Raw genomic sequence first — 12,501 nt, 5'->3', positions numbered from 1 at the left:
TTTCGTTGTATCGTAACACATACCTGCGTGTAGTACATGCTTCCGATGAGCGTTCGCATAAAGCTGATACAGTGGACTTTACTTGGATTGCCGCTTTTGTCGGTAGCCCAACCCAAGCAGTTCATTACCTCGGCGCGTTCGGGCGATACGGTCCGGCAGTCCAAACCCGAGCGCGATCATACAGAAACGATTGCCCACACTACCCAATCGACGCTGGAAGTGTCGGGTGGAGATGCTGTTGTTGCGATACTCCCTTTATTTGGCGAACGGCCCAAGACCGCCGAACAGATTAACGAAGAGATTCATTTTTTGAACGACTGCGATCGAAATTTTGCCAGCCGGACCGAAGCCAGTGAATTCTTCGCCAATCGCGGCTGGGATTACATTGGTAAGCAACAGTTAGACACGGCTACGCACCGCTTCAACCTGGCGTGGCTGCTCAACGATAAAAATGCGGATGCTTACTGGGGTCTGGGCGTTGTGTGCTACCAGAAAAACCAGCTATCAGAAGCTATTCGGTTGATGAAGAAAGGGGTTGCTGTCGACGAAAATAATACGGTGCTCATGACCGACCTGGCAACCCTGGAAATCAAGCATTACCAGGAAAAGCCGAATGAAGATGTGTTGATAGACGCGGAGACGCATTTACAGCAAGCGGTAACTGTTAATCCAAACGCCTTGTCCTATCAGAAACTTTCGGTTGTCTACTATCTGAAAGCCAATTATCAGAAAGCCTGGGATTATTTTCATCAGGCCAGCTCGCTCGATTTCTCAGCCATCGACATCAGCTATCTCAACGAACTATTGGCCAAACAACCCGATCCTAAAGGTAAATTCAAGTAGAGACGCATCGTTGCGTCTCCTATGCGTCAGCAATAAAGTATCTGCTTAAAACCATCCGTTCATGAGACGCAAGGATGCGCCTCTACGTTAATTCTCCGTTTCTTCTTCCTGAACCACTTTTTCTTTCGACCGCTCGTAGGTGACTTTGCCTTTTTCGTCCCATTCTGTGATCGTGTAGGGCTCAAATTCGGTGTCCCACTGGTCGCTGGCGTATTGGGTGAGTTTTCGACGCATCCGACGACCACTTGGGTTAATGGGGTAATATTCCGTCCAGCGACCTACTTTCACGCCACTATCGTATTTACCTTCCTCAGCCAGCAATCCGTTTTCATGAAAGGCCATGTAGGCGCCTTTAATTTTCCCGTACTCCATCGGAATAATCTCTTTGATCTTACGATGGGTAGAGTCATAAAAGGTCAGTTTCGATTCGGCCGGAACGCCCTGATGCCAGCGGGATTTATCCAGCAGCATAAAATGGCTGTCATATTTCTCCCAACGACCATCCTTCATACCAGCATAGTAGTACCCTTCCTCCATTAAATCGCCGTTCTGATAGCGTTTATACGGTCCATGCAATAACAACCCAGAGCCTTCGTCGCGGACAATCGAGCTGGTCACACGGCCCGATTTCTGATAATAGCGGTAAATGTCGCGAATGTAGGGTAGTGGTTTAGCGGCATCGTTATCGCGCAACACATGAAACTCTTCAACAATGGTCCGGTCGCCACTGCCAAACTTGGTATATGCCTTTACCATCGAAAAGCCTTCGTATTCGGTTTTCGACTGCTTGTTTTTTGACTTCAGATCAGCCTTTATTTTTTTTAATTGCTTAACCTTCAGCCCTAAATCCGGCATAATTCCGGATACATAGGCATCTTTTTGCTCTTTCAACGACGCCATGGTAGGCAAACCCAGCGTTGTCATGGATGAGGGTACTGACGAGAAAGGGGCAAAAGGTGAAGCTGGTGCCCCGGATGGTTCCAATGCAGGTTTAGAAGCCGTAGTGAGCGATGCCGGTGCCGTTTGCGCCCAAACGCCCGATAAATGTGTTACCGAAACTATTGAACTGAGGATAATTAGTTTAAATTTATCTACTAGCATGGCGATCTAACCAATTGGAGCCCTAAGTTTGTTAGTTTTGCAACGCTTTACACCGTTACAATATTTTATCAACCTGTCCACCAGACCTTCCGGTGGTTATTTATAACGTATACTCGTGGAAAAACAAGCTCGTATTTATGTAGCCGGACACCGGGGGATGGTCGGCTCGGCTATTGTTCGTAAACTTCAACAGGAAGGTTATACCAATATTATCTCCCGCACCTCATCCCAACTTGACTTACGTAATCAATCCGCCGTTATCGATTTTTTTGAGCAGGAACGTCCCGAATACGTATTTCTGGCGGCTGCGAAGGTAGGTGGCATTATGGCTAATAACACCTATCGTGCCGAATTTTTGTACGACAATTTAATGATTGAATCAAACATCATTCATTCTGCTTATAAAACAGGCGTAACGAAATTGTTGTTCCTTGGCTCTTCGTGCATTTATCCAAAACTAGCCCCACAACCTCTTAAAGAAGAATATCTGCTGAGTGGTTTCCTCGAATCGACAAACGAGCCGTATGCTATCGCAAAAATCACGGGAATCAAACTGTGCGAAGCGTATCGTAGTCAATATGGGTGTAACTTCATTTCGGCCATGCCCACGAACCTATATGGTCCCAATGACAATTATGACCTACAAGGCTCACACGTACTGCCCGCGTTGATCCGAAAGTTTCATGAAGCCAAAATCAATAACCTGCCAACGGTAGAAGTTTGGGGAACGGGTTCACCCATGCGCGAGTTTCTTCATGCCGATGATCTGGCCGATGCCTGCTTCTATTTAATGCAGCATTACAGCGACGAGTTGTTTGTCAATATCGGGACCGGCGAAGACGTAACCATCAAGGAATTGGCTGAAATGGTGAAAGAAACGGTCGGATACGAAGGCGAGCTTCGCTGGAATACCGATAAGCCCGACGGCACTCCCCGCAAACTGATGGATGTTTCGCGGCTCCATGCGATGGGCTGGAAACACAAAACCGAGTTAAAGCAAGGCCTGGAACTAACCTATCAGGATTTCCTGGCCAATGAGGTGTTGTATGTGGAGTAGAGACGCGAGGGATCGCGTCTCCTATGGGTCAGCGATATATTTATTTGCAAATAAAACCATCCGGTCATGAGACGAGATCACTCGCGTCTCTACAGTTTTGCTGCTGGATTGCCAAATACGGTTTTCCCAGCATCGACATCCTCTACCACGACTGAGCCCGCGCCAATGCGGGCATTTTTGCCTATTGTGATTCCCGCTACAATAGTAGCGCCTGTTCCGATAAAAGCGCCCTCCCCTACGGTTACCCCGCTATTGATTAAACTTCCCGTTCCAATGTGAACATAATCGCCAAGTTTGGCCTGACTTTCAACTACCGCGCCCGACTGAATAATACAGTGCTGGCCAATTTCGGCATACGGGTTAACGACGACACGGGCGGCAATCAGATTGCCATGACCAATACTCGCCAGTGTCGACACAGTAGCGGTATCATGAATGGCGTTGACGGGCTGTATCTTGCGTCGCTCGTTGAGCATTTTCACCAGTCGCTTCCGTACGCGTACGTCGGCGATGGCGACAAACGCTTCGCATTTCTGACCGATGAGTTTTAGAAAGCCATCATCGTCGGTTTCGCCCAATACCGATACATCGCCAAACTCCTTTCCATGCAGTTCCTTATTATCATCGAGCAGGCCGTAGACCACTACATTATTCCGCTGAAACAGATCTAAGGCGGTCACGCCCAGGCTTCCCGCTCCAAAAATTAGCACTGGATTCTCCATTTATTGTGGTTTATTAAATCAATGTGAACAACTACGCCAATAGAGTAATAACCTTGTCAATTTGGTAACAGTCCCATAAATCCTGGTTCATACAGGATAGGTAACTTCGTTCATGCAACCAGGTACGCAATTCCGAACGATTGTTCTTTCCGATATTCACCTCGGCACGGCCGGTTCGAAAGCGAAAGAAGCCACTGAGTTTTTGCGAAATTACTCTTGCCAGAAACTTATCCTCAACGGCGACATTATCGATGGCTGGCAGTTGAAACAGTATGGCACCTGGAAGAAAAAGCATACCGCTTTCTTTAAAACGGTTTTAAAACAAATCGTTCACTACAATACAAAAGTTGTTTATCTACGCGGCAACCACGACGATTTCCTGGATCAGGTAATGCCCTTAAAAGTGGGCAAAAACTTCTCCATCCGCAAAGATTACACCCTAAATTCGGGCGATAAGAAGTTTTATGTGACCCATGGCGATGTATTCGATTCGATAACGTCGCAATTGAAATGGCTGGCTTACCTGGGCGATTTGGGTTACACCTTTCTGCTATGGGTCAATAAGTTTTATAACCACTACCGCACCTGGCGCGGCTTGTCCTATTACTCGCTTTCTCAGCAGGTTAAATCCCGAATCAAGAAAGCCGTTAGCTATATCTCCGATTATGAACAGAAGCTGACCGAGCTAGCCCGTGCCCGCCATTGCGATGGAATTATCTGCGGCCACATTCACCAACCCGCCATTCGGGAATTTGATGGCATCATTTATATGAACTCGGGCGACTGGGTCGAATCACTTAGTGCCCTGGTCGAAGACCATGAGGGCAACTGGAGCCTGCTTTATTATACATCTGACCTGGGCGACGATGCAGAACCCGTTCAGCCTGTCAGTCCGTCGTTTCAATTCACGATAAATCCAATGTCGGCTTGACAAGCATCCTGTTGGCCATTATTGCTCAAACGCCCTACAGTAACCGAACCATCTACAGATCGTAATTCATAACTCATGCGGGTTTTATTTTTAGTACAAGGCGAAGGTCGTGGGCATTTAACACAAGTCCTCTCTCTCAATCAGATGCTGAAACAGGCTGGGCATGACGTTGTCGGTGCCATCGTAGGCGTAACGGCTGAGCGGGATGTGCCAGCCTTTTTTCGCTCAGCGTTTACGGCTCCGATTACGCCAATTTTTAGCCCTGGCTTAGTTTATAGTGCTAAAACCAATGCGCTGGAACCTTTCAAAACAACTCTGAAAGCTATCCAGAACATACGGCCGTTTTGGCGTAGTTTGAAGCAGGTACGCGATATGATTGATACCGAACAGCCAGATGTAGTCGTTAATTTCTATGAAATGTTGGGCGGTATGACGTACGCCCTGTTGCGCCCGTCCGTGCCTATGGTATGTATTGCGCACCAGTATATGGCTTTTCACTCGAATTTTAAATGCCCGAAAGGGCAATGGTTCTATCGGCAGGCTTTTAAGATCAATACCCGACTAACGTGCTTCGGGGCCAACGAACTACTGGCCCTTTCCTTTGATAAACAGCCTGACGAACCCAGCCAACGCGTGCGCATTGTTCCTCCACTGTTACGGCAGGAGGTAACCGAGTTAAAACCGATAGAAGGCGATTCTCTATTAGCTTACGTCACGCAACCGGGCCTTAAAATCGAGTTGCTAAAAGCACACGAGCAGCACCCCGACATTCGGATGGATGGCTTTCATTCCGGTACGACACTGCCCGATCAGAAAATTGATGACACGCTCACCTTTCATGCCATCGATGGAAAGCGGTTTCTGGAATTTATGGCCCGCTGTAAGGCGGTTGTAACAACGGCCGGTTTCGAGTCGGTTTGCGAAGCGGCTTACCTTGGCAAACCAGCCCTCATGATACCACAAACTAATCATTTTGAGCAAGCCTGTAATGCGATCGACGGCCAACGGGCGGGAGTAGGTACAGCTTCCAACAACTTCGATCTAGATAAATTAGTCGCTTATTTGCCGCAACATAATGCCGCCGTCAGCGAGCGATTCCGAGCCTGGCACGCGCAAGGCTACTTCATGTTTATGGCAGCACTTCACCGAACGCAGATGCCAGCCAGTCGTCCATCAGGAGGCTTTTTCTGGACACGCATGCGTCATCTGCTTCGATAATAATCACCATTTAAGCCCGTAACAAGTTAAACGCCCGCGTCAGGTCAGTTAGCTCACTGATAATAAAACTGTAATGGATCAGCGTACCGATAGGTATATTGAATGGAGCGGAGTAAGTTGGCCGGACTGATGATTTTGTAGGGAATTGGCGTGGGAGGCTTTATAAACGTCGGCAATTCATAGCCAAAATCGGCACAATTTCTTCGATAAATCGCTTCCCGTGTTGGGTGAATGGGCGAGACAGCATTGAATGTACCACCAACTCGGTTTTGTATCAGCGCCGTCAAAATACCTACTGCATCATCGCGATGCAGGTAATTTACGGGAACATCACCCGTATCTACTGTCCGACCAGCGACGTATTTACCGGGCATGCGGTCATACCCGAGTAGTCCTCCGCAACGTAGGATTGTAACGACTCGACTATTGTCTTTGTCGCTCGAAAGTGTTTGCACCAGTTGTTCGGCCCTCATCAATCCGGGAGCTGCCGACTGCTCTGGCGCTGTTACGTCCTCTTCAACAACCTCACGATTTAATTCTGGGTAAATTGATGTTGAGCTAACGTAAATAATATGCGTTACAGGCGAATCCTTTACCGCATCAACCAGATGCTGAATCTGAACAGGATGAAAATCATCACCTAACTTACCTGCTTTAGGGGGTATGTTAATAACTAGCGTATCGGCATTCAGCAAAGCGCTTAGGTCACCGATTGGCTCCGGGTTAAGCTGAAGCTCAGAAGCAGTGATACCCTTTTCTCGTAGCGTAGCTGCTTTTTCGGCCGACGTTGTACTTCCTTTTACAGTAAAACCCTCATGCAGCAACCGCTCAGCCAGCGGCATTCCCAGCCAACCGAGGCCAATAATCGAAACGTTTTTAAGGGGCATACTCAGAATCCGATACCAAAGCTTAATGTTCGCACGTCGGGGCCTTTACCAGGTTCAAATAGCGGACTTAGATCATATTTCACGAAAAAATTGAAGCTTCGGATACCCAGGTGAGCCATCAGTCCATACCGAAAATTATTTAGGTAGAAATCAGAGTGACGGCGGTCTTTGCCACCATCCGCTTCTTTGATCTTCCGGTAACTGTCCAGTCTATAATTGGCGTAGCCACCTAGTCCAATATGACAGACCTTTTTGCCACTACTGCTATAAAAAGTTACCCGTGGCACAACAGGTATACCGATGGTACAAACGGTCAGCTTACTTTTTTGCAAATCCCGACCTGCATCTGGGAACTCTACCCCTGTAGCACCTTTTTGAGCGATATTATTCCCTTCAAACATAAAGTTATTCCAGGCTACTTCCACCCCATAATAGAGCTTTAAGGACGCGTATTTTCCCCGAATGATCGTTGGCATTGCGCCCACCGATAAAGCCACGTACCGCGAACCAATCGGTTGCAGATCGTAACTATCTTCTGGATAAGCTGGCAATGCACTTTGCTGAATAAAATTATTCAGTCCAATACTAAAATTGTAATCAAAACTGCCTTTATCCCGATCACGGCGCTCACGTCGTTCCCGTTCGTAATCACTATCTCGCTTTGACGTTGTTTGTGTAGAATCTTTTTTCCCGTTAATAATAACGGTTACGCCATCGCTCTTTTTGGTAACGACCAAAACAGTGTCTTTCAAGTACCGATCGCCGTCCTGCGAAATACGCGTTTGCCCACCTGGAACCGAATCAAGCTTCATGCCCATTTCCCGGACAATTTTATTCAGATCATAATTCGACAGGGCCTGAATAGCGGCTTTATCGGGCGCATAAATCACCAGTCGGGTACGATTGGCAAACCGGATCACCAGCGAATCAGTCGGACTCATTGGGGTGGCTTGTACCAGCGTAGCCAGTAGGCATGCCGTTACCGTAGCAACTGCAAGTAATGCTTTATTCATTGCTTACTAGATTTATCTTTATCGAGGCTGTGTTTTAGGCCACTATAAGCCCGGCCCAAAAGTCCCCGATCTTCGTTTGTTGTATTATCGTTATCGCGACGGGCAAATAGTTCGCCTTCTTTGAAGCGCTTTACCTGTTGCCATAAACCGGTTGTTTTCGGCTCTTTCTCCTGTTTTTCAGCAACCGCCACGGCTGGCTTTTCTTCTGTCGATGCTTTCACCGCCTGGCGAGCGGCAACCAGTGCCTCAGGCTCTGCAATCGTTACGACTAATACTCGCTCGGCCGGAGCAACTGGTTTTGTAGTCGGTTTAACCTCCGCAACTTGCTCAGAAATAGTAGCTGTAACTGTCGGCGAGGTATTTATGCCTCCATCCTGTTTTTCGAGCGTTTCCACCGGCTTGTTCTGCGCTAAAACGGAGCCATGTGTTGCTGGTTGAATTGGCTCTGTAACGGATTTATGGCTTCCGGTAGATGGTAGAACAGGGTGATTAGTCGGCTTCACCTGAGCGGTAGGTTTTTCAGCAATCGCCAGTTGTTCTCCCTGATCTGACGGAGTTAAACCCGTCGCCTTTATATCCTCTGATATTGATTGGACTTCTTTGACTTTTTCCGTTGTTTCCGTTTTCGGCTTGGCTTTTTGACCTCCTGTTTGTTTATGAGTTGTATTGGTTGCTACCTGATTTTCAGCACCTGTCGTTTGGGTATCTGAAGGCTTATAGAGCCAACCAAACAGGCCAACCAATACCAGACACGCGGCTGCGGCCATAGATCGTTGTATGGTCGGGTTATGCCAGAACACAACCCGCGTTTCTGGCTTACGCTGGCCCATTCGTGCCTGTAACCGCTCGAAGCCATCGGCACTCGGCGGCAATGACATGTTGCCCAGCTTTCGGGCAAATAAGTCATCGATTGGCTGCTTTTCCGACTGTTTTTTCATAATATTCCTGTTGCCCAGGCCATTTACCCTGAGCCGTCTCCATTTCCAATTTCTTTAAATTCGTCTGCAACAGCACTCTAGCCCGACTCAACTGTGACTTCGATGTGCCTTCTGAAATACCTAACATCTCAGCGATTTCGGCATGGCTATAGCCTTCAATCGCGTATAGGTTAAAGACAGTACGATACCCGTCGGGCAATTGATTCACCATGCGTAATAAATCATTCTCATTGACAGACGTATCGGCCCATGCATAATCTGGCTCGACCGTAACGTCGTCGATAGAAACTTCCTGACGCCACTGTTTATTTTTCCGCAAAAACATCAGTGACTCCGTTACCATGACTCGCCGAATCCATCCCTCAAAGCTCCCATCCTCCCGAAACTGCTCAATTTTTTCAAATACGCGCATAAACCCATCGATCATTACTTCTTCGGCATCGTCGCGGTTGGCACAATAGCGCGTACATACGGCCAGCATTTTACCGGCATACCGTTCGTATACGACCTTATGCGCGCGGCTTTCTCCACGCTTTAGAGCAGCTATCAACTGCGCTTCGGTCGTAAAAAACGGTATAAGTCGGAGCATAATCGTTTAGGTTCGTTGAGAAGATGCAAATTACAGAGAACCGGGTTGCATGACTAGCCAAAATTTTTGAAAATATTTTTTCAGTCAGGCTTCACACTGAACCTGTTTAAACTTTTAAAGAAAAATCGAAAGTGCGTGTTTTTGTCAAAAATAAAAAAGGGCCATTAAAGCCCTTTTACATACTTGATACCAGCCACGTAGTGCAGCCAGATCACCCTGGATATTCGAAAATTAACTGGCGCTATCACGACCATTAACGGCGCAATGATGGCTGCATATATCCACCCTTCGGGGTCACCAGCCAGGTAGAACAATATAAAGCCCACGATTAAAGCCACTCCGCCCGAAATAGCGTAGCTAACATACATTGCACCGATAAAATACCCCGGCTCGACTTCGTAACGTAACCCACAATGAGGGCAATGTTCATACATATCGTCGAAACCACGAGGTGAGTAGAAAGGCTTTTTGAAAATTTTCCCCTGTCTACATCTGGGACATAGCCCGTTTAATGCGGCCTGCAATTTCGAGACGTCTTCCATGCTCCAGCTTACTGTTCCGATACCACAAATAGCCGATTGAAGCGACGATCAGGTAAGGAGCTAATAATAAATATAAAATACCAAAATTGAGGTTCGATGCCACTACACTTCGGCCATTGCTAACCGTACTTTCAACCGTTCCCCGGCACATAGCGCATTGCGCCATCAAATCGGGCGACACAATGATCAATATTGCTACCACAAGCCAAACGTTCCAACTTTTCATGATTTTCGCTGATTAATGGAGGTAATAAGGCTTTATCATCAAATACACGACTACGCCTGTTATACTAACGTACAGCCAGATAGGATAGGCATATTTCACAGTTTGTTTATGCTTCAGAATCTGCCCGCTGATGGCGAAATAAACCGCCCGCAATACAAACCAAACGACTACCACGGACAGCACAATATGTGAAATCAACAAAAAGTAATACACTGGACGAATCCAGCCCTGCCCACCATAAGGTGTTGAGTCGTTTGTCAGGTGATACATCACATAGCTTACTAAAAACAACGAGCCAAGGCTAAAAGCCGTCAACATAGTAAGCTTATGGGCCTGTATATTTTTCTGCCTGATGAAATAAAGGCCGAGCAGAAGTAATACCGACGTTATCGAATTGATGATTCCATTTAGGTGAGGCAAATAAGACGTCCAGTTACCCAAGTCAACCTTCTGACGAATGCCTAATAGCACAGCCACAGCCACGGGAATGGCGATTGCTAGTACATTAATGACCCGATTTGCTTTCTGCTCTTTTACAGGTTGCAACACTTCCATAATCGTTAATCTTTGTTATAAATATCCAGCAGCACCCGAATTTCGAGAATCAGTCGATCTACATCTTCTTTATTGGTTCCATCATAGAACCCTCTGACAATCCCCTCTTTATCTACCAGTACCAACTTTTCGCTATGGATAAAAGTTTCGTCGGGTTTACCCTCTTTCACGCCCGCATCGACGGTTGGCAGGTAATATCCATGCATGGCTAAATCATAGATATCGGCCTTGTCGCCAGTCAGAAAATACCATTTTCCAGGAATGGCTTCGTACTTCTGTGCATAGGCTTTCAACTGGGCTGGTCGATCATGCTCTGGGTCTACAGTATGCGACAGAAAAACGATAGCTGGATTTTCCCGAAAAATATCCTGAACACGGGTAAGTTGAGATGAGATACGAGGACAGATAGTCCCGCAACGCGTAAAGAAGAAATCAGCTACGTAAATCTTATCCTTAACGATCGACTGATCTACCGTTTTCCCATCCTGATCGATCAGCTTAAACGGTGGAATGTGGTTATAAACCGTGTCGGTCGTCAGGGTTCCATCGGGTAATGCTACTTTGCCCATCAATGGCTCACCTTTAGTTGAATCGATTTTGGGCAGGTAACGTGGAAGAACATAGTGGTTTTGCGTTCCAAACCGAAGGAATAAATACAACAAAGCCGGGACCAGCAGCGTAGCGAGCAGGATCCCGGCTTTTTGAGTAGTACTCATATTGATCAACCAAACACTGAAATGCCTATCCAGGCTCCTTCAGTCATTAAAGCAACTAACAGCCAAATAACAAAAACTACAGGGATGACAATTGCCCAGATCAAACTTTTCACTTCATGCTTCAGGTGCATAAATTCGCCAACAATGTAGAAGGCTTTTACCAGAGTCATGATTACGAAGAATGACGTGCGCAGGCCACCCGCTTTCATCAAATAAGCGAGTGTAAATTCAACAGCCGTAATTCCTGAGAGAATCCAGAATGTGCGCCAGATGACTCCTGTATTTGCTGGTGGGATTTCCCCAACTTCATGGGTCCCGTGTGTGTGATCAGCCATTTTTTGAAAGTGGTTGTTAAACCAGATAGAAGAACGTGAAGACAAATACCCAAACCAGGTCTACAAAGTGCCAGTAAAGACCAACTTTTTCAACCATTTCATAGTGCCCCCGACGAGCATACAGTCCTGTAGCTGCACGGTAGAAAATCAAAATATTCAGGATAACACCACTAAATACGTGTGTTCCGTGGAAACCTGTGATGAAGAAGAACAGGTCAGCGAAGGCCGGAGGACCATATTGGTTCTCGACCAGATTGGCACCGAAAATAGTCCGTTGGATTGTCTGGCCGTTTACAATTTCACTGATTGTTGTACCAGTCTCTGTACCGTGAATAAAGTGGCTCCACTCCCATGCCTGACTACCCAGGAAGGTCAAACCACCTAAAATGGTCCAAAGCATATATTTTTCCACATCAGCCTGGTCCATACGGTGACCAGCTTCAACGGCCAATACCATGGTCACACTACTAAAGATCAGAATAAATGTCATGATCCCTACGAAAATTAGTGGAGCATGAATACCGTGCAGGAATGGAACTGAAGCATACACCATTTCAGGTGTTGGCCAGTATAGGTTTGAGAATTTAAATACCTCCCCATAAATAGCCGGGTCCCAGGCTGGATAGCTAAACCGAATCAGACCGTAGGTTACCAGCAAAGCTGAAAACGTAAACGTGTCAGAGATTAGGAAGAACCACATCATCAGCTTGCCGTAGCTCACTTTCATTGGTTCAACACCACCCATCCAGGTTTTCTTATCGAAAATAGCGTCCGAGTCGGTTGTTAGGGTATCGTGTGTTACAGTAGCCGCCATGCGTCTAAGAGATT

16 protein-coding genes are annotated in these 12,501 nt (G+C 46.8%); 4 read left to right on the top strand and 12 right to left on the bottom strand.

The window, feature by feature from the left end; all coding sequences use genetic code 11:
• The first annotated feature begins 45 nt into the window (after positions 1-45).
• Complete coding sequence (locus tag ACYVFD_RS22910) at positions 46-843, top strand: tetratricopeptide repeat protein (protein WP_461092839.1); 798 nt, start codon at positions 46-48, stop codon at positions 841-843.
• 87 nt (positions 844-930) lie between these two features.
• On the opposite strand, the gene ACYVFD_RS22905 is transcribed toward ACYVFD_RS22910, so the two are convergent.
• Entirely contained in the window at positions 931-1,944 is a 1,014-nt protein-coding gene (locus ACYVFD_RS22905; protein WP_461092838.1) for a toxin-antitoxin system YwqK family antitoxin, read from the bottom strand.
• Between the two features lie 115 nt (positions 1,945-2,059).
• Here ACYVFD_RS22905 and fcl point away from each other — a divergent pair, with 115 nt between their 5' ends.
• Positions 2,060-3,001: a GDP-L-fucose synthase gene (gene fcl / locus ACYVFD_RS22900; protein WP_461092837.1), complete on the top strand. Its 942-nt coding sequence runs from the start codon at positions 2,060-2,062 to the stop codon at positions 2,999-3,001.
• 89 nt (positions 3,002-3,090) lie between these two features.
• Here the strand turns inward: fcl and ACYVFD_RS22895 are convergent, their stop codons facing one another.
• The gene (locus tag ACYVFD_RS22895; RefSeq protein WP_461092836.1) at positions 3,091-3,723 is read right to left on the bottom strand and encodes an acetyltransferase; all 633 of its coding nucleotides are present in this window, start codon (positions 3,721-3,723) and stop codon (positions 3,091-3,093) included.
• A 112-nt stretch (positions 3,724-3,835) separates the two neighbouring features.
• Between ACYVFD_RS22895 and ACYVFD_RS22890 the strand changes: the two genes are divergently transcribed.
• Together ACYVFD_RS22890 and ACYVFD_RS22885 are read left to right on the top strand one after the other, a co-directional pair.
• Positions 3,836-4,654: a UDP-2,3-diacylglucosamine diphosphatase gene (locus ACYVFD_RS22890; protein WP_461092835.1), complete on the top strand. Its 819-nt coding sequence runs from the start codon at positions 3,836-3,838 to the stop codon at positions 4,652-4,654.
• Positions 4,655-4,729: 75 nt separating this feature from the next.
• Positions 4,730-5,872, top strand: coding sequence for a glycosyltransferase family protein (locus ACYVFD_RS22885; protein WP_461092834.1), 1,143 nt, complete (start codon positions 4,730-4,732; stop codon positions 5,870-5,872).
• A 53-nt stretch (positions 5,873-5,925) separates the two neighbouring features.
• Here ACYVFD_RS22885 and ACYVFD_RS22880 read toward each other — a convergent pair whose 3' ends face one another.
• The 10 genes from ACYVFD_RS22880 to ACYVFD_RS22835 all read right to left on the bottom strand — a co-directional run bounded on the left by ACYVFD_RS22880 (position 5,926) and on the right by ACYVFD_RS22835 (position 12,487).
• Positions 5,926-6,759 (bottom strand): NAD(P)H-binding protein, encoded by an 834-nt coding sequence (locus ACYVFD_RS22880; RefSeq protein ID WP_461092833.1) that lies wholly within the window; start codon positions 6,757-6,759, stop codon positions 5,926-5,928.
• Positions 6,760-6,761: 2 nt separating this feature from the next.
• On the bottom strand, positions 6,762-7,772 hold the full coding sequence (locus tag ACYVFD_RS22875) for an outer membrane beta-barrel protein (RefSeq protein WP_461092832.1): 1,011 nt from the start codon (positions 7,770-7,772) through the stop codon (positions 6,762-6,764).
• Complete coding sequence (locus tag ACYVFD_RS22870) at positions 7,769-8,710, bottom strand: hypothetical protein (RefSeq protein WP_461092831.1); 942 nt, start codon at positions 8,708-8,710, stop codon at positions 7,769-7,771. The genes ACYVFD_RS22875 and ACYVFD_RS22870 overlap by 4 nt, the downstream gene beginning before the upstream one ends.
• Positions 8,676-9,299, bottom strand: a complete 624-nt coding sequence (locus ACYVFD_RS22865) for an RNA polymerase sigma factor (RefSeq protein ID WP_461092830.1) — start codon at positions 9,297-9,299, stop codon at positions 8,676-8,678. The genes ACYVFD_RS22870 and ACYVFD_RS22865 overlap by 35 nt, the downstream gene beginning before the upstream one ends.
• Before the next feature lie 164 nt (positions 9,300-9,463).
• Positions 9,464-9,733, bottom strand: a complete 270-nt coding sequence (locus tag ACYVFD_RS22860; RefSeq protein ID WP_461092829.1) for a DUF983 domain-containing protein — start codon at positions 9,731-9,733, stop codon at positions 9,464-9,466.
• 52 nt (positions 9,734-9,785) lie between these two features.
• On the bottom strand, positions 9,786-10,067 hold the full coding sequence (locus ACYVFD_RS22855) for a hypothetical protein (RefSeq protein WP_461092828.1): 282 nt from the start codon (positions 10,065-10,067) through the stop codon (positions 9,786-9,788).
• 12 nt (positions 10,068-10,079) lie between these two features.
• A complete protein-coding gene (locus ACYVFD_RS22850; RefSeq protein WP_461092827.1) occupies positions 10,080-10,622 on the bottom strand; it encodes a DUF420 domain-containing protein in 543 nt (180 codons plus the stop codon).
• 5 nt (positions 10,623-10,627) lie between these two features.
• Entirely contained in the window at positions 10,628-11,338 is a 711-nt protein-coding gene (locus ACYVFD_RS22845) for an SCO family protein (RefSeq protein WP_461092826.1), read from the bottom strand.
• A 5-nt stretch (positions 11,339-11,343) separates the two neighbouring features.
• Positions 11,344-11,673 (bottom strand): cytochrome C oxidase subunit IV family protein, encoded by a 330-nt coding sequence (locus ACYVFD_RS22840; RefSeq protein ID WP_461092825.1) that lies wholly within the window; start codon positions 11,671-11,673, stop codon positions 11,344-11,346.
• 16 nt (positions 11,674-11,689) lie between these two features.
• Positions 11,690-12,487: a cytochrome c oxidase subunit 3 gene (locus ACYVFD_RS22835; RefSeq protein ID WP_461092824.1), complete on the bottom strand. Its 798-nt coding sequence runs from the start codon at positions 12,485-12,487 to the stop codon at positions 11,690-11,692.
• Positions 12,488-12,501 lie beyond the last annotated feature (14 nt).

Source organism: Spirosoma gilvum, from assembly GCF_054776815.1.
This window is presented reverse-complemented; position numbering and strand designations above follow the sequence as displayed.